The organism is Brevundimonas sp., assembly GCF_041648055.1.
Classification (GTDB): Bacteria; Pseudomonadota; Alphaproteobacteria; order Caulobacterales; family Caulobacteraceae; genus Brevundimonas.
This window is the reverse complement of the sequence record NZ_JBAZPS010000006.1, coordinates 132565-150357: the sequence shown is the minus strand read 5'-3', so window position 1 is coordinate 150357 and position 17793 is coordinate 132565. Positions and strand designations below refer to the sequence as shown.

Below are 17793 nucleotides of genomic sequence, written 5' to 3'. Positions count from 1 at the left end.
GGACAGGGATCGTCCATGCTGGAACTGCTCTCCGGCCTGACCAGATCAGACCACAACCTGCCCCTCAACGATCTGGAAGCCCGTATCTTCCACAACCCCACCACCGACCCGGACCTGTGGGGGTGATCCAGACAAAACCCCGCCGTCAGAACAATCTGGCGGCGGGGTATATTGCATGGTCGTTGTAGATGGATTGCCGTTTGCCTTAAGCGGATGCAGGTGCGGCGTAGGGCGAGTTAGATATCCGGACAATCGCAAGACCGCGTTCCAGGTCGACTAGCAAATCCTCAGGGTGCTCCAGCCCTACGGACAGCCGCAGCAAGCCGTCCGTGATGCCGGCAATCCTGCGCGCTTCCGGCGTCATGGCCGCATGGGTCATCAGGGCCGGGTGGGCGATCAGACTTTCGACCCCTCCAAGCGACTCGGCCAGGGTGAATATCTCCAGCCCGTCGACCAGGGTGCGCACGGCGTCGATATCGTGCAGCTCGAAGCTGAGCATGGCCCCGAACCCCGCCTGCTGTTTCGCCGCAATGGCATGTCCAGGATGGCTCTTCAGCCCCGGATAATGGACGGCCTTCACCGCCGGATGCGCCTCCAGCCACTCCGCCACGCCCCCCGCCGTCGCCTGTTGGCGCTCGATGCGGGCGAACAGGGTGCGGACGCCGCGCAGGGTTAGATAGGCGTCGAACGGAGAGCCCGTAACGCCCAGACAGTTGGCCCACCAGGTCAGTTGCTGCAGGTCGTCCTCTGACTTGGCCACGACGCAGCCGCCGACCACGTCGGAATGGCCGTTGATGTATTTGGTCGTGGAATGGATCACCAGGTCCGCGCCCAAGGCCAGCGGCTGTTGCAGGGCGGGCGACAGGAAGGTGTTGTCCACCGCCGACTTGCAGCCCACGGCGCGGGCCCGGGCGCAGATGTCGGCCACGTCCACGATCCGCATCAGGGGGTTGGAGGGCGTCTCGATCAGGATGAGCTTGGGGTGCAGGGCGAAGGCGGCGTCCAGAGCCGCGCGGTCGTTCTGATCGACGAACTGCACGTCGAAATGGCCGCGTTTGGCGCGGGCGCACAGCAGACGATGGGTGCCGCCGTACAGGTCGTGCGGTGCGATCAGCAGGTCGCCGGGCTCCAGCGAGAACAGCGCCAGGTCGACCGCCGCCATGCCGGTCGCCGTCACCACCGCGCCGCAGCCGCCTTCCAGCTTCGCTAGCGTCTCGCCCAGCACGTCGCGCGTGGGATTGCCCGAGCGCGTATAGTCGTACTTCCGCTTACCGTCCAAGCCGTCGAAACTGTAGTTGGACGACAGATAGAGAGGCGGCATCACCGCACCGTGCGCCGGGTCGCTGTTCACGCCATGACAGGCGGCGGTGGTACAGGGGCGGGCATCGATGGGGGCGGTCATGCGGCAAACTCTCTGGCAGGCGTGAAGGTGTTGGGGGCGGAGGCGTAGAGGGGAGCCAAGGCGTCGTGCAGGGTGCGCCCCACGACCTCGCGCTCTTTCAGAAAGGCGTCGTGGCCGAAGATGGAGTTGGCCTCGACCAGCTGGATCAGATGGGGTGCGCGGGCGGCCAGATCGCGGCTGTCCTGGATCGGCACCAGCCGGTCGGAGGCGAAGCCGACCACGGTCAGGGGGCGTCGGATGGCCTCGGGCGCGACCGCATGCCGGTCCAGCGAATCCGACAGGCTGATCCAGCGCGCAGCACTGGTCACCGCGTCATAGCCGTCGCCGCGAGACGTCAGGTAGTCGCAGACGGGGTACGGTCCACCGGCCTGCTCGGGCGGGGTGGCGGCAAAGCGCAGGTCGAACTCCTCGGCCGTGCGATAGGTGGTCATGGCCAGTTCCCGGGCCAGGGCGATGCCCTCGGCTTCACGTCCTGCATCACGGGCGAAGGCCAGCAGGCGGCGCTGGACACCGCGCCAGGCCGTGGCGGCGGGATGGGCGCGATGTGTGGCCGAGATCACCACCAGGTGGCCGATACGGTCAGGCTGCGTTTCGGCCAGGGCCAGACCCACGCAGCCGCCGTATGACGCACCAACGAAGGCTTCCACGCGCGCTTCGCCGATGGCGTCCAGCAGAAGAAGCAGCAGCCGCGCCTGATCGTGGGTCGTGATGGTGACGCCCGGATCGGTGCGGCCCGGCAGCAGGTCGATGGCCAGGACGCGGACGCGGTTCAGGTCGATGGGGCCGCCGGGACGCACAGCCCAGGACCACCAGTTCCCAACGAACCGCCCGCTGGAGATGCCGCCGGCGACCACGACCAGCGGGCCATCTTTACGGCCATGCAGCCGTCCCGTGACGTGCGTGGCCGCCAGCGTCTCGCCCGAGGCCAGGCGGAAGTCGGCCGGAATGGGCGCGGCGACGTCCCTTCCGGGGGCTTCGTCGATGGGCCAGGCGTGGGACGACACAGGTCCGCTCCGTTCTCGATCATCGAGCACGAGCGGGGCGGCCAAATCCTGTGGTGACAGACCCGTGAAGACGACGGTCCTCCAACGGAGAGCCATTCCCTTCACTCATCTCTCGCGGCCTTTCGAGGGGCCTCGCAGGAGTTGGCACCATCTCCAGGGTCGGGTGGACCGTGGAAGGTTGCCCCGGCATCAAAGGGCCTATCCCTCCGCCGGTCTTGATGAGTGGCTTTAAGCTGCATGTGACGGGCGGGACCGTCAAGGCGGAATTTTCAGGCAGAATCCTGTTGCGCCGCAAAAGGAAATTTGGGGTAGAACATGTCAGGCTGGTCTGAAAACAAAGACGGAATTTGCTTCGCGCCCTAACGAAAAGCCACGAAACGCAAGAAAGTTTCACAAACCTTCGTCCGCCCACTTGCGTATTTCGCAGATGCGGTAAACATTTCGCAAATGCGAGATCGCATGCCGTCGCAGCCAAGGGGGTTAGGAACGATGACACGACTTCAAGGGGATACCGCAGGCAAGGGGGCGCTCTGGGCGCTCGGCCTTCTGACGACCGTACTGGCCAGTGGGGCCGCCGCAGCGCCTGCTGCGGCGGCCCCTGTTCTTTTGGGGCACCAGGCCGCTCTGGATCTGGACGCGGCGGGCACGGCCTGGCTGGGGACGTCCACGGCGCTGGTCCTGCTGATGACCCTGCCTGGTCTGGCGCTGTTCTACGGCGGCATGGTGCGGCGCAAGAACGTCATCGCCACCATCACCCAGTCGGTCGGCGTCTTCGCCGTGGTGACCCTGGCCTGGTTCATCGCGGGCTATTCGATCGCCTTTGGCACTGCCCCGACCGAGTCAATGAACACCGTCGTCGGCGGCCTGGAATCGCTGTTCCTGAATGGCGTGACGCTGGAGACGGCGCACAGCCTGCTGCCGGGTATTCCGGAGTTCCTGTTCATCTCGTTCCAGCTGACCTTCGCCATCATCACTCCGGCGCTGATCACAGGGGCGTTCGCGGAGCGGTTCAAATACAGCGCCCTGCTGCTGTTCACGGCCCTGTGGTCGCTGTTCGTCTATGCCCCGATCGCCCACTGGGTCTGGGGCGGGGGCTTCCTGGGCTCGGCGGGCGTGCTGGACTTCGCGGGCGGCGCGGTCGTCCACGTCAACTCCGGCGTCGCGGGCCTCGTCTGTGCCCTCTTCCTGGGGCGTCGCAAGGGCTACGGTATCGACCCGATCAATCCGCACAATCCGGTCCTGACCATGATCGGGGCGTCGCTGCTGCTGGTCGGCTGGATCGGGTTCAATGCGGGCTCCGCCGGGGCCGCCAATGGTCTGATGGCCGTCGCCCTTCTGAACACCATTCTGGCCGCCGCGGCCGCGGCCCTGTCGTGGAAGCTGATCGAGGTCATCGAGAAGAAGAAGGTCTCGCTGATCGGCATGCTGTCTGGCGTCGTGGCCGGTCTGGTCGCCATCACGCCCGCCGCCGGTTTCGTCGATCCCAAGGGCGCGGTGATCATTGGCCTGATCGCGGGTCCGGCCTGCTACGCCGCCTCGATCTGGATCAAGAAGCTGTTGAAGTACGACGACAGCCTGGACGCCTTCGGCCTGCATGGCGCGGGCGGTCTGGTCGGGGCGCTGCTGACCGGCGTGTTCGCGACCACCACGATCAACAGCCTGTCGGAAGGGGCCAATGTCTGGACCCAGCTGGTCGGCCTGCTGTGGACCATCGCCTACAGCGCGGCGGGCACCTTCGTCATCCTGCTGATCTGCAAGTTCACCACCGGCCTGCGCGTCACCGAAGCGCAGGAGGAGGAGGGGCTGGATACCCATCTGCATGGCGAGGCGCTGGAGGCCCACTGAAGCGAGACGACGGGTCGGGCGCGGGGCTCTCCCCTCGCGCCCGGCACACAGTAGGCGTTCGACTGACATCATCGAAAACAAGGGGATAAGAAGATGAAACGTGCCTTCGCCTGTGCGGCCGCCATGGCCGCTATGTTCACCGCCTCGGCCGCCTCGGCCCAGGATGCGGACGTCGCCTTCAACGTCGGTGTCTTCAGCGACTACGTCTTCCGCGGCTTCAGTCAGACCAATGAAGACCCCGCCCTACAGGGTGGCGTCGACCTGACCGCCGGTTCCTTCTATGCCGGGGCCTGGGCGTCGAACGTCGATTTCGGCGACGACACCGATGCGGAGATCGACGTCTATGGCGGCTTCCGCACGGAGGCAGCGGGTTATGCGCTGGACTTCGGCGTTGTCGGCTATTTCTACGTCAATGAACCCAGTGGTGCAGACTACAACTATGTGGAGTTCAAGGCGGCGGCGTCGCGGGCCATCGGGCCGGTGACGGCGGGGGCCGCGGTCTTCTACTCGCCCGACTTCTTTGGCCTGGACGAGGAAGCCACCTATGTGGAGGGCAACCTGGCCTGGGCCTTTGCCGACAAATGGGCGGCGTCGGGCGCGGTCGGTTATCAGGCGCTGGACGTCAATGACGACTACACGACCTGGAATGCCGGGGTGACCTACGCACTGGTCGAGGGCCTGGGTCTGGACGTCCGCTACTTCGACACCGACGTGGATGGCCCGTTGTCCGATGACCGCATCGTGGGGTCGCTGAAGTACAGCTTCTGAGCGCAGGCCTGTTCGGCCTCGCAGCATAGCAACCGGCACGGCTTTGCTCTCCTGAGCGCCGTGCTGGTTTTTTTGTCTATCTCACAGGCTTTATTCCGAAGTCAAAAGGCACAACTTGCCACCGCGGCACTCGCCCCATAGACCTGTGTGCAACAGCGAAAAGGAAGGCGTGCGTTGGCGTCCGTGAACCAGAGATTTGTCATCACCCCCCGTATCGGCCCGGCCAAGGCGGCCGCGTCCGATCGCGTGCGCGGCTTCGATGAGATCTATGCGGACTTCAGCCTGCCGGCCGGCGGCGAACAATCCAGCCGCTGCGCCCAGTGCGGCGTGCCCTTCTGCCAGTCCGGCTGTCCGCTGGAGAACAACATCCCCGACTGGCTGAAACTGGCCGCCGAAGGCCGCGCCGAAGAGGCCTGGCGTCAGTCCGAGGCGACCTCGACCATGCCCGAGATCTGCGGCCGCATCTGTCCCCAGGACCGGCTGTGCGAGGGGGCCTGCACCCTGGAACAGTCGGGTTGGGAGACCGTCACCATCGGCTCGGTCGAACGCTGGCTGGGCGACATGGCGTTCCAGAATGGCTGGGTCACCCCCATCCGCCCGATCGCCGAAAACGGCCTGTCGGTTGGGATCGTGGGCGCGGGGCCTGCGGGCATGGCGGCGGCGGATCGACTGCGTTCGGCGGGCTATGCGGTGACGCTCTACGATCGGCATGATCGGGCGGGAGGCCTGCTTATGTACGGCATCCCCGGCTTCAAGCTGGAAAAGGATGTCGTCCAGCGGCGTCTGGACCGGCTGGTCGACGGCGGGGTCGAAATCCGGCTCGGTGTGGATGTCGGCGGGGAGGGGGAGCACGCCATGCCCTTTGCCGAACTGCGGGCTGCGCATGATGCGGTGCTGATCGCGACGGGGGTCTATCAGGCCCGGCGGCTGACCGCGCCGGGCTGTGGCTCCGACGGCGTGGTGGCGGCTCTGGACTATCTGATCACCTCCAACCGCACGGGCCTGGGCGATCAGGTCGCGGCGTTCGAGGACGGAACGCTGAATGCCTCAAGTCGCAAGGTCGTCGTGATCGGCGGCGGCGACACCGCCATGGACTGCGTGCGCACGGCAGTGCGTCAGGGCGCGACCTCGGTCACCTGCCTGTACCGCCGCGACCGGGACAATATGCCGGGCAGCGCCCGCGAGGTCGCCAATGCCGAGGAAGAAGGCGTCGTCTTCGAATGGCTGGCCTCGCCCCGCGCCGTGCTGGGCGGAGCGTCCGGCGTGACCGGCGTGCGGGTCCAGCGCATGGCTTTGGCGGCCCAGGCCGCGGACGGTCGCTGGTCGGTCGAGCCGGTGCCGGGCGGCGAGTTCGACGTCGCCGCCGATCTGGTCATCGAGGCCCTGGGCTTCGAGCCAGAGGACATCCCTGGCCTGTTCGCAGAGCCTGATCTGGCCCTGACCGACTGGAACACCATCCGCACGGCCGGCCACACCAAGGCGACCACGCTGGAGGGTGTCTTTGCCGCTGGCGACATCGTGCGCGGAGCCTCGCTGGTCGTCTGGGCCGTGCGCGACGGTCAGGATGCGGCGGCCGAGATCGACGCCTGGCTGACCAGCCGCCAGAGGGTGGCCGCATGACCTTTGATCCCATCCGGTATCAAGCCGAGCGACAGCGGCTGATCGATGCCCATGCCTATGACCCCGCCTCCGAGCGCGACGCCTGCGGCGTCGGTCTGGTGGCCGCCATCGACGGGGCTCCCCGCCGGGAAGTTGTGGACCTGGCCCTCAAGTCGCTGAAGGCCATCTGGCACCGGGGCGCGGTCGATGCCGACGGCAAATCGGGCGACGGCGCGGGCATACTGATCGGCCTGCCCCGCGCCTTCTTCGATGCCCAGGTCCGCGATGCAGGCCATGAGCCGCGTCCCGGCCCTCTGGCCGTCGGCATGGTCTTCCTGCCGCGTCTGGATCAGGGCGCTCAGGAGGTTGCCCGCACCATCGTCGAGCGCGAGGTCCTGGCCGCCGGGTTCTGGCTGTACGGCTGGCGTCAGGTGCCGACCCGCGTCGAGGTGCTGGGCCAGCGCGCCGCCGCCACCCGGCCCGAGATCGAGCAGATCATGCTGTCCGCCCCCGACGGGCTGGAGGGCGAGGCGCTTGAGCGGGCGCTGTATCTGCTGCGCCGTCGGATCGAGGCCCGGGCGACCGCCGCCAACCTGCAGCATTTCTACATCTGCTCCCTGTCCGCTCGCTCGGTGATCTACAAGGGGATGATGCTGGCCGAGGCCTTGGCCGACTTCTATCCCGACCTGAACGATGCGCGGGTCGAGGCCAATGTCGCCCTGTTCCATCAGCGATACTCGACCAACACCTTCCCTGAGTGGCGTCTGGCCCAGCCGTTCCGGATGTTGGCTCACAATGGCGAGATCAACACCCTGCGTGGCAATGCGAACTGGATGCGCAGCCACGAAATCCGCATGACGGCCGAGGCCTTCGGGGCCGATGACGCCGCCGTCAAACCCGTGATCCAGGCCGGTGGGTCGGACTCCGCCGCCCTGGACAATGTCTTCGAAGTCCTGGTCCGTGCCGGTCGGCCCGCGCCCATGGTCAAGGCCCTGCTGATCCCGGAGGCTCCGATCGACGGTGTCATCTCCGACGACCACCGCGCCCTCTATGCCTATTGCAATGCCGTCATGGAGCCGTGGGACGGACCCGCTGCCATCTGCGCCACCGACGGCCGCTGGGTCGTGGCGGGCAAGGATCGCAACGGCCTGCGCCCCCTGCGCGTGGCCGAGACCGTCGACGGCCTGCTGATCTGCGGCTCGGAGGCTGGTATGACGGGCGTGGCCGAAGACCGGATCGCGCGCCGCCTGCACATCGGCGGCGGGCGGATGATCTGCGTCGATCTGGAGGCGGGCGTTCTCTACGACGAGACCCAGACCATCGACCGGCTGGCGGCCGAGCACCCCTACCGCGAATGGCTGTCCAACATGGTCCAGCTGGAGCCGCTGGTCGGCCCCGGCGAGGAGCCGCGCCGTCTGTCCGGCGAAGACCTGACCCGATTCCAGGCCGCCGTCGGCTGGACCCAGGAGGACATCGACGCCCTGCTGGACCCCATGGCCGCCGAGGGCAAGGAGGCGGTGGCGTCGATGGGCGACGACGCCCCACCCGCAGTGCTGTCGCGTCAGGACCGGCCCTTCGCCCACTATTTCCGCCAGGCCTTCGCCCAGGTCACCAATCCGCCGATCGACAGTCTGCGTGAAGCCGGGGCCATGTCCCTGCGGACCCGGTTCAAGAACCTGGGCAACATCCTGGCCCAGGACGAAACCCAGACGCGGGTCTTCGTGCTGGACAGTCCCGTCCTGACGACCGGCATGTACGAGCGGATGCTGGGCGTCGTGGGCGCGGGTGCGACCACGGTCATCGACTGCACCTTCCCGGCCCCCGACGTCGGCGCGACCCGGGGCGAGGCGCTGAAGGCCGCGCTGGATCGCATCCGCGACGAGGCCGTTGCCGCCGCACGGGGCGGGGCGGGTCTGATCGTCCTGACCGACGAGCGGGCGGGTGAGGATCGTCCGCTGATCCCCATGATCCTGGCCACCTCGGCCGTGCATGGCCGACTGGTGGACGAGGGCCTGCGCAGTTTCGCCTCCCTGGTGGTGCGCTCGGCCGAGGCGATTGACGCCCATGCCTTTGCCGTTCTGGTCGGTTGCGGGGCGACGGCCGTCAACGCCTGGCTGGCGCAGGAGAGTTTTCTGGAGCGGCTGGAGAGCTGTCGCTATCCTGGGCTGTCCCTGCGCGACGCCTGCCTGAATCATCGGGCTGCGGTCGAGGCCGGGCTGATGAAGATCCTGGCCAAGAAGGGCATCTCCGTCATCTCCGCCTATCGCGGCGCGCTGGAGTTCGAGGCCCTGGGACTGTCGCGGGCGCTGGTCGCGGAGTTCTTCCCCGGCATGACCTCGCGCATCTCCGGCGTGGGCCTGGCGGGGATCGAGACCCGGGCCGTCAACCGCGCGGGCAAGGGGTTTTCGGTCGCGCGCCCGAGTCTGCGTATCGGCGGTTCGCACCGCATCCGTGCGGGCGAAGAGACCCACGCCTGGGACGCCGAAACCATCCACCGGCTGCAGGACGCGACGACCCGCAACGACTACAAACGCTACAAGGCCTATTCCCGCCGTCAGCGGGAAATCCCTTCGACGGCCCTGCGCGACCTGCTGGATTTCCGCGAGGCCGTGCCGATCCCGCTGGACGAGATTGAAAGCGTCAACGAGATCCGCAAGCGGTTCGTCACGCCCGGCATGTCGCTGGGGGCCCTCAGTCCCGAGGCGCACGAGACGCTGAACATCGCCATGAACCGCATCGGCGCCCGCTCCGTCTCCGGCGAGGGTGGCGAGGATCCGGAGCGGTATCAGCCGCGTCCGAACGGCGACAATCCCAACTCGGCGGTCAAGCAGATCGCCTCCGGCCGGTTCGGCGTCACCGCCAAATATCTGAACCAGTGCCGCGAGATCGAGATCAAGGTCGCGCAAGGAGCCAAGCCCGGCGAGGGCGGTCAGCTGCCCGGATTCAAGGTCACCGAATTCATCGCCCGCATGCGCCACGCCACGCCCGGCATCGGCTTGATCAGCCCGCCGCCGCACCACGACATCTATTCGATCGAGGACCTGGCCCAGCTGATCTACGATCTGAAGCAGATCAATCCGGACGCCCGGGTGACGGTCAAACTGGTCGCCTCGTCCGGCATCGGGGCAGTGGCGGCAGGCGTCGCCAAGGCCAAGGCCGACATCATCCTGGTCGCGGGCCACAACGGCGGCACGGGGGCCTCTGCCCTGGGGTCGATCAAGCACGCCGGAATGCCGTGGGAGATGGGCCTGTCGGAGGCCCATCAGGTGCTCAGCCTGAACGGCCTGCGCGGCCACGTCCGCCTGCGCACCGACGGCGGCATCAAGACCGGCCGCGACGTCGTCATCGCCGCCATGCTGGGGGCCGAGGAATACGGCATCGGCACCGCCAGTCTGATCGCCGTCGGCTGCCTGATGGTGCGTCAGTGTCACTCCAACACCTGTCCGGTCGGGGTCTGCGTCCAGGACGAACGGCTGCGCGCCATGTTCACCGGCACGGCGGACAAGGTGGTCAATCTGTTCACCTTCATCGCCGAGGAGACGCGCGAGATCCTGGCCTCTCTGGGCTTGCGTTCGCTGGACGAGGCCGTGGGCCGGACCGACTTGCTGCGGCAGGTCTCGCGCGGCGGGGCCCAACTGGATGATCTGGATCTCAACCCCCTGCTGGTGCGGGTGGGCGAGGGGGATGTGCGCTCGGCGGAGGCTCCGTTCAACGCGGTGCCCGATGCGCTGGATGCCCGGATCGTGCGCGATGCCACGCCCTTCCTGGAGCGGCGTGAGAAGATGTCGCTGACCTATGCGGTGGCCAATACCCAGCGGGCCATCGGCACGCGCATGTCCTCCCACATCGTGCGCCGCTATGGCTCGGACCTGCCCGACAGCCATCTGACGCTAAACCTGCGCGGCGCGGCGGGTCAGTCGCTGGCGGCCTTCGGCATGAAGGGCCTGCGCATCGTCCTGGACGGAGAGGCCAATGACTATGTCGGCAAGGGCCTGTCGGGGGCCGAGATCATCGTGCGCCCCTCGGCCTGGGCCGCGGGTCAGGCCCTGATCGGCAACACCTGCCTGTATGGTGCGACCAGCGGCACTCTGCTGGCCGCCGGTGCGGCAGGCGAAAGGTTCGCAGTCCGCAACTCCGGCGTCACGGCGGTCGTCGAAGGCTGTGGGGCGCACGGCTGCGAATATATGACCGGCGGCGCGGTCGTTATCCTGGGCACCACGGGCTGGAACTTCGGTGCCGGCATGAGCGGCGGCGAGGCCTTCGTCCACGATCCTGAAGGCACCGCCCACGTCCGCTTCAACACCGCCTCGGTCGTGCCGGGCGTGGTGATGGGCGAGGCGGCCCAGCGGCTGCATGCCCTGGTCAGTCGTCATGCCAAGGAGACGGGCTCACCCCTGGCGCGGAGGCTGCTGGAGACCTGGCCGGTGGCGGTCACGCACTTCCGGCATGTGCTGCCGCGGGAAGAAGCGGCACAGGCGGCGGTGAAGCGGGCTTAAACGCCCTTCTCCCGCAAGGGGAGAAGGAACAGCCGTATCACCCCTCGCTCCAGCCTCCCGCCAGCGCCTTGAACAGGGCGATCTGGTAGGTGGTGACCAAGGCATCCGACGACGCCAGCTGTGCGTCCGCTCCGGCGAGGGTCCGTTCCGCATCCAGCACGGTCAGGAAGCTGTCGGCCCCCGCGTCGAAACGCAGGCGTGACAGGCGGGCGGCGGTGGCGGCCTGGTCGCGCGCGGCCTGCAGAGCCGTGCGGCGGTCCAGTTCGTTGGCATAGTTGGCCAAGGCCGTCTCGGTCTCCTGAAGCGCGGTCAGCACCGTCTGGTCGAAGGTGGCCAGGGCGGCATCCGACGAGGCGTCGGCCTGTTCGATCCGTGCGCGGGCGGCGAAGACATTGGGGAACGACCAGCTGATCAGCGGGCCGAACGAGAAGCGGAAATTCTCGCTGTCGCCCAGGCCACTGGCGTCAAGTGCCGTCGCGCCCAGCGATCCGCCCAGGGTGATGCGGGGATACAGGTCCGCCGTCGCCACGTTCACGCGGGCGGCGGCAGAGGCCAGATTGCGCTCGGCCTGACGCACGTCGGGACGACGCGCCAGCAGGGCGGCACCGTCACCGACCGGGATGGCTTGCGCCAGTTGCGGGGGGCGACCACAGACGCGGGCGGCCTCGCTGACCTCGGCGGGCGTGCGTCCGGTCAGGGTAGCCAGGCGGAATAGGGCCCCGTCCCGCTGAGCCCTCAGGGGCGGCAGGGTGGCGCGGCTGCTTTCCAGGGCCGAGCGGGCACGGGCCGTATCCAGACCGTTGCCGGATCCGGCATCCAGCAGGCGTTGAGTCAGGTCGACGGTCGAGGACTGCAGTTCGATGGTGCGCTGGGCCACATCGATCTGGGCATTGGCCGAGCAGGCGTCGGCATAGGCACGCGCCGTCTCGGCCGCGACCGTGACCCGCACGACGTCCAGGGCGGCGGCGGCGGCATCCGCATCGGCGCGGGCGGCGCGGATGGTCGAGCCGACGCGACCGAACAGGTCGATCTCGTAGGAGACGTCCAGACCGGCGTCATAGGTCTCGACCTCCGGCGCGTCGGTGCCGGGTGGCAGGGTGCCCGCCGGGATGCTGGCCGCCGAGGGCTGGGTGTTGGAATAGCTGGCCGAGGTCGTGGTGGTCGGCAGGCGACCGGTGCGGGCCTCGCCCAGGGCCGCGCGGACGCGGCGCAGATTGGCGGCCGCGGCCTCCAGCTCGTTGTTCTCGGTCAGCGCCTGGGTGACCAGGCCGTCTAGAACGGGGTCGTTGTACAGCCGCCACCAGTCGTCGCGCGCGGGCGTCGCCGCCGACACGGACGCACTGGTGGAGCCCACGAAAGCACCCGACGCGAGGGGGGGAAGGGTGGCGTCGGGCGCTTTCGGCCCGACCGCGCACGACGCCAGCAGCAGGGCTGAGAACGCGGTGGCGGTCAGGATCCGGGGGTTGGGTAGGGTCGTCATGTCACGCATCTCCCAGACGCGGGCTGGCCGGGGCAGGCGAGCCGGGGGTCCGGTCATGGGGCGGCAGGCCGCCGGTGGTGGGAATCTCGGTCTCCTTCTTCGGCGCGCCCGGCAGCTTGGAGGCCACCGCCCGCATCACGACATAGAAGACCGGCGTGAAGATCAGGCCGAAGAAGGTCACACCCAGCATGCCCGAGAAGACCGCTGTGCCCAGAGACTGGCGCATTTCCGCCCCGGCCCCGGTCGCCAGCATCAGCGGCACGACGCCGAAGATGAAGGCGAAGGATGTCATCAGGATCGGACGCAGACGGGTCCGAGCGGCGCTGACCGCGGCATCCCAGCGGTTCATGCCCTCATCTTCGGCCTGCTTGGCGAACTCCACGATCAGGATGGCGTTCTTGGCCGCCAGGGCGATCAGCACGACCAGTCCGACCTGGACCAGGATGTTGTTGTCCAGCCCTCTCAGATTAACCCCGATCATGGCGGCCAGGATGCACATCGGCACGATCAGCACGACCGCGAACGGCAGGGTGAAGGCCTCGTACTGAGCGGCCAGCACCAGGAAGACCAGGACCACGGCCATGATGAAGACCACGGTCGCGCCGCCGGACGACTGCTTCTCCTGCAGGGCCAGGCCGGTCCACTCATAGGAGAAGCCAGGCGGCAGGGTCGCCTCGGCCAGGGCTTCCATCGAGGCTATCGCCTGACCGGAAGACACACCCGCCGCTGCCTGGCCCTGCAGCTCGGCCGCCGGGAACAGGTTGTAGCGGACGATCCGGGCAGGACCGGAATCCTCGCGCAGGGTGGCCACCGAGCCGATCGGTACCATCGCCCCCGATGTCGCGCGGGTCTTCAGATTGGCGATGTCGGCGATGTCGTCACGCGCCGACGGCTCCGCCTGTGCCGTCACCCTGAAGGTACGGCCCAGATAGTTGAAGTCGTTGACGTAGGACGAGCCCAGATAGACGCCCAGGGTGTCGAACACCGAAGACGGCTGGACCCCCATCATCAGCGCCTTGTCGCGATCGACGTCGGCGGCGATGCGCGGCGAGCCGGTGTTGTAGGTCGAAAACACCTGCTCGACCTGGTCGGGTGCGCCAGCGGCGGCTCCCATCATGGCGAAGGTCGCGCCTTCCAGCGGACGGTAGCCCGCGCCAGAGCGGTCCTGCACCATCATCTGGAACCCGTTGCCGTTGCCCAGACCCTGAACTGCGGGCGGGGCGATGACGAAGATGTTGGCGTCCTCGATCCCGAAGGTGGCCCCCGTGATGGCACCGGCCAGGGCGGCCGCGCCCTGTTCGGCGGTCTTGCGATCGTCGAACTCGTTCAGGCGCACGAAGATGGTGGCGGCATTGGAGCCGAACGAGAAGCTGGTCCCGTCCAGGCCGGCGAAAGCCACGGTGCCGTCGACGCCCTCGGTATCCTTGATGATCTGGGCAGCACGACTCATGACCGCTTGGGTCCGCTCCAGCGAGGCCCCGGGGGGCAGCTGGACGACACCGATCAGGAAGCCCTGGTCCTGTTCGGGAATAAAGCCGGACGGGGTGGTGAACAGGGTGAAGCCGGTCGCGGCCAGCAGCAGGCCATAGACCACGAAGACCATGGCCACCTTGCGCACCAGCCAGGCGGTGGTGCGGCCATATTTGTCCGACAGCCAGTCAAAGCCCTCGTTGAACTTCCGACCCGCCCAGCCGACGTAATAGGTGGCAGTGCCCAGGGCACCCGGCTTGCGATGGGTGTCGTGCTCCTTGTGCGGCTTCAGCAGCAGCGCGGCCATGGCCGGCGACAGCGTCAGCGATACCAGCAGCGACACGACCGAAGCCGTGGTGATGACGATGGCGAACTCGCGATAGAAGATTCCAGGAATACCCGGCACGAACATGGTCGGCACGAACACCGAGACCAGCACCAGACCGATGGAGATCAAGGCGCCCGACACCTCCTTCATGGAGCGATAGGCCGCTTCCTTGGGCGTCAGCCCTTCGCGGATGTAGCGCTCCACGTTCTCGACCACGACGATGGCGTCATCGACGACGATACCGACGGCCAGAACCAGGGCGAACAGCGACAGGGAGTTGATTGAATAGCCCAGCGCCAGCTGCACCGCGAAGGTGGCGACCAGCGCGACCGGGATGGCCACGATCGGAATCAGGGCCGCCCGCCAGGTCTGCAGGAAGACGACCACGACCAGCACCACCAGGATGATGGCTTCGATCAGGGTGTGCTGAACCGACTCGACCGAGGCGGCGACGAATTCGGTGGGGTTGTAGGGCACCGAAATGGCCATGCCCTGGGGCAGTTCGGCCTTGAAGGCCTCGACCTCGGCCAGCACGCGCTCGGCGGTGCCCAGGGCATTGGCCCCGGGCTGCTGGATGATGGCCATGCCGACGCCGCGCTCGCCGTCGAAGAAACCGCGGATGCCGTAGTCCTGGGCCCCCAGTTCGACACGGGCCACGTCACGGACACGGGTCACGCGCCCTTCGGCATCGGTCTTGATGACGATGTTGGAAAACTCTTCGGGGTCGCTCAGACGCCCCTGGACCTGAACCGGAAGCTGGAAGGCCGAGGCATTGGTGGCGAACGGCGGCTGGCCGATGGCCCCTGCGGCCGCCTGGACGTTCTGGGAGGCCAGGGCGGCGACGATGTCGGAACCTGTCAGATTGCGCTCGGCCGCCTTGGCCGGGTCGATCCACACCCGCATGGCGTAGTTGCCACCGCCGAAGATCTGCACGGCCCCGACGCCCTCGACCCGCAGCAGGCGGTCGCGCAGCGTGGAGTTGGCATAGTTGCCGACATAGTCGTTATCCAGGGACCCGTTCGGCGACGTCAGGCCCAGGATCATCAGGAAACCGCTCTCCTGCTTGTTCACCGTCACGCCGATCTGGCGCACGGAGGCAGGCAGACGCGGTTCGGCCAGGGCGACGCGGTTCTGGACCAGCACCTGGGCCGCATCCAGGTCGGTGCCCGGATTGAAGGTCACGGTGATCGCCACCGTCCCGTCCGAGGTGGACGAGGACGACAGATACAGCATGCCCTCGACGCCGTTGACCTCCTGCTCGATGGGGGCGGCGACGGTCTCGGCCACCGTCTCGGCGGAGGCGCCGGGGAAGGCGGTGTTGATGGTGATCGTCGGCGGCGCGATCTCCGGATACTGCGACAGTGGCAGCAGCGGATAGGCGAAGATGCCGATCAGGGTGATGAACACCGCGATCACGGCCGCGAAGATCGGCCGATCAATGAAGAAGCGAGAGATGTTCATGGTGCGATCAGTCGCCCGAGACGCTGTTGGCGAAGGTGGCGCTGGAGGCCGGAGCCACGGTGGTCACCGGGGCCTCATTCTGCTGCGCGACCGGCTGGATGCGACCGTTTGTGGCCTGCACCTTCATGCCCGGCTGCTGGATGCGCTGGACGCCGTTGATGATGACGCGATCCGTGGCGGCGAGCCCGGAGCGAACGACCCGCAGGCCGTCGACCAGCGGACCCAGCACGACGGGCTTGGGTGCGACTGATCCGTCGGCGGCGACGACATAGACGATGCGGCGGGCCTGATCGGTGGCGACCGCGGCATCGGGCACCAGCATGGCCTGATAGCTGCCGGACCCGGCCAGACGCGCCTGACCGAACATGCCTGGCTTCAGGAAGCCGTCGGCATTGGGCACCACGGCCCGCAGGCGGATGACGCCCGAGGCCGTGTCGATGGCGTTGTCGGTGAAGTCCAGCGAACCGGAGCGGCTGTAGGTGCTCTCGTCCTGCAGACGGACCTGGATGGGAGCTGCGCCATCACGCGCTTGGCGCTGATACTTCAGCATCACCGCTTCGGAGCCGTCGAAGGTGAAGTAGATTGGCGCGCTGGAGACGATGGTCGTCAGGATGTCGCCGGCGGAGGAGCCGCCGCCGATCAGATTGCCCGGGTCGACCCGGCGGTCCGAAACCCGGCCCGAGATTGGGGCGACGACGCGGGTGAACTCCAGGTCCAGCTGGCGGGCCCGGATACCGGCGTTGGCGGCGGCGACGGCGGCCTCGGCCGTCAGGACCGCACCGCGGCGGGTGTCGGCCTCGGCCTGGGACACCGCCTGCGATTCCAGCAGGGTCTGGGCCCGCTCATATTCGCTGCGCGCCAGGGTCAGCTGGGCATTGGCCTGGGCCAGGGTCGCACGGGCCGACGCCAGCGCCGCCTGGGCCGGGCGGGGGTCCAGGGTGAACAGCAGCTGGCCACGGCGCACGAAGTCACCGTCTCGGAAATGAACTGCCGAGACATAGCCACCGACGCGGGCGCGGACGTCCACGTCCTGCGTCGCTTCGAAGCGGCCGGTGAACTCGTCCCAGTCCTGGATGGTCTGGACCAGCGGGGTCGCCACCGTCACCGCGGGGGCGGGCGGGGCCTGGGCTTCGCTCCGGGGGGAACAGCCATAGAGCGCGGCCGCCACAAGGGCGGACGCGGCCACGATCTTCACCGTGCGCATGAACGATAGTCTCCAGAAGTAGGGAGCGAACCCTGTCATTGTCGACCACGGCAAACGGGGAGGAAGCCGTTAGTCAACGCCCGGTGACTTAATGGTGAAGCCGCTTGCGCTTGTCAACAGGCGATGACAAAGCCATATAGGCGGTGGGGCCATTCAGGAGATCACATATTGTTTTGTAATGTCGCGCCGCGACCCCGTAATGCAGAAGCCACTAGGGCGGCGATCCTGAAGGCGGCGACGAACCGTTTCTCGCGTGAAAGCTATGACGACGTCGGCATGCGTGACATCGCCGGCGACGTCGGCGTGGATGCCGCCCTGATCTCCCGCTATTTCGGCTCCAAGGAAGACCTGTTCGTCGCTGTGCTGAATTCGTCAGGCGACAAGACGCGGATCATCGAGGGTGACCGATCCGACTTCGGCGCGCGGATGGCCCACGAAGCCATCTACAAGGAGCGTGAAGAGGGCAAGCTGGAGCATATGCTGATCATGCTGCGCTCCATCGGCTCCACCAAGGCCGCCGAACTGGTCCAGCGTAACGGCCAGACCTGCTTCTTTGGACCGTTCGAGGAATGGCTGGGCGGCCCCGACGCCGCCGTGCGTGCCCGCCTGGCCGCCGGCATCATGATGGGCGTCTCGATTGGCAGCGAACTGTGCATCGACGACCTCAGCCCGGAACAATGCGCCGACATGCACCAGCGTATGGCAATCATCCTGCAACAGATCGTCGACGGCTGAG

10 protein-coding genes and 1 riboswitch are annotated in these 17793 nt (G+C 67.5%); of the genes, 5 read left to right on the top strand and 5 right to left on the bottom strand.

Going from position 1 to position 17793, the window contains the following annotated elements:
* Window positions 1–205: 205 nt before the first annotated feature.
* On the bottom strand, window positions 206–1402 hold the full coding sequence (metB, locus tag WC585_RS12615; RefSeq protein ID WP_373258331.1) for a cystathionine gamma-synthase: 1197 nt from the start codon (window positions 1400–1402) through the stop codon (window positions 206–208).
* On the bottom strand, window positions 1399–2406 hold the full coding sequence (locus WC585_RS12610; RefSeq protein ID WP_373258330.1) for a homoserine O-succinyltransferase: 1008 nt from the start codon (window positions 2404–2406) through the stop codon (window positions 1399–1401). The genes metB and WC585_RS12610 overlap by 4 nt, the downstream gene beginning before the upstream one ends.
* Before the next feature lie 102 nt (window positions 2407–2508).
* Window positions 2509–2631: riboswitch (SAM riboswitch) on the bottom strand.
* 264 nt (window positions 2632–2895) lie between these two features.
* Between WC585_RS12610 and WC585_RS12605 the strand changes: the two genes are divergently transcribed.
* From WC585_RS12605 to gltB, 4 genes are all read left to right on the top strand, one after another.
* A complete protein-coding gene (locus WC585_RS12605; protein ID WP_373258329.1) occupies window positions 2896–4251 on the top strand; it encodes an ammonium transporter in 1356 nt (451 codons plus the stop codon).
* A 93-nt stretch (window positions 4252–4344) separates the two neighbouring features.
* A complete protein-coding gene (locus WC585_RS12600) occupies window positions 4345–5019 on the top strand; it encodes a TorF family putative porin (protein WP_373258328.1) in 675 nt (224 codons plus the stop codon).
* A 174-nt stretch (window positions 5020–5193) separates the two neighbouring features.
* Window positions 5194–6639, top strand: a complete 1446-nt coding sequence (locus WC585_RS12595; RefSeq protein WP_373258327.1) for an NAD(P)-dependent oxidoreductase — start codon at window positions 5194–5196, stop codon at window positions 6637–6639.
* Window positions 6636–11114, top strand: a complete 4479-nt coding sequence (gltB, locus tag WC585_RS12590; RefSeq protein WP_373258326.1) for a glutamate synthase large subunit — start codon at window positions 6636–6638, stop codon at window positions 11112–11114. Before WC585_RS12595 ends, gltB begins: the two co-directional genes overlap by 4 nt.
* A 37-nt stretch (window positions 11115–11151) precedes the next feature.
* On the opposite strand, the gene WC585_RS12585 is transcribed toward gltB, so the two are convergent.
* Genes WC585_RS12585 through WC585_RS12575 form a run of 3 tightly spaced genes read right to left on the bottom strand, consistent with a single transcriptional unit; the run spans window position 11152 to window position 17057 of the window.
* Window positions 11152–12594, bottom strand: coding sequence for an efflux transporter outer membrane subunit (locus WC585_RS12585; RefSeq protein ID WP_373258325.1), 1443 nt, complete (start codon window positions 12592–12594; stop codon window positions 11152–11154).
* Between the two features lies 1 nt (window position 12595).
* Window positions 12596–15853 carry an efflux RND transporter permease subunit gene (locus tag WC585_RS12580; RefSeq protein WP_373258324.1) on the bottom strand — a complete coding sequence of 1086 codons (3258 nt, stop codon included), beginning with the start codon at window positions 15851–15853 and terminating at the stop codon, window positions 12596–12598.
* 7 nt (window positions 15854–15860) lie between these two features.
* Window positions 15861–17057, bottom strand: coding sequence for an efflux RND transporter periplasmic adaptor subunit (locus WC585_RS12575; protein WP_373258323.1), 1197 nt, complete (start codon window positions 17055–17057; stop codon window positions 15861–15863).
* Between the two features lie 276 nt (window positions 17058–17333).
* Between WC585_RS12575 and WC585_RS12570 the strand changes: the two genes are divergently transcribed.
* Complete coding sequence (locus WC585_RS12570; RefSeq protein WP_373258322.1) at window positions 17334–17792, top strand: TetR family transcriptional regulator; 459 nt, start codon at window positions 17334–17336, stop codon at window positions 17790–17792.
* The last annotated feature ends 1 nt before the right edge of the window (window position 17793 follow it).

Bases quoted from the DNA above. Each gene is read 5' to 3' on its own strand.
- metB (WP_373258331.1), bottom strand. From the start codon at position 1,402: ATGACCGCCCCCATCGATGCCCGCCCCTGTACCACCGCCGCCTGTCAT.
- WC585_RS12605 (WP_373258329.1), top strand. From the start codon at position 2,896: ATGACACGACTTCAAGGGGATACCGCAGGCAAGGGGGCGCTCTGGGCG.
- gltB (WP_373258326.1), top strand. From the start codon at position 6,636: ATGACCTTTGATCCCATCCGGTATCAAGCCGAGCGACAGCGGCTGATC.
- WC585_RS12575 (WP_373258323.1), bottom strand. From the start codon at position 17,057: ATGCGCACGGTGAAGATCGTGGCCGCGTCCGCCCTTGTGGCGGCCGCG.
- WC585_RS12570 (WP_373258322.1), top strand. From the start codon at position 17,334: ATGCGTGACATCGCCGGCGACGTCGGCGTGGATGCCGCCCTGATCTCC.
- WC585_RS12585 (WP_373258325.1), bottom strand. From the start codon at position 12,594: ATGACGACCCTACCCAACCCCCGGATCCTGACCGCCACCGCGTTCTCA.
- WC585_RS12600 (WP_373258328.1), top strand. From the start codon at position 4,345: ATGAAACGTGCCTTCGCCTGTGCGGCCGCCATGGCCGCTATGTTCACC.
- WC585_RS12580 (WP_373258324.1), bottom strand. From the start codon at position 15,853: ATGAACATCTCTCGCTTCTTCATTGATCGGCCGATCTTCGCGGCCGTG.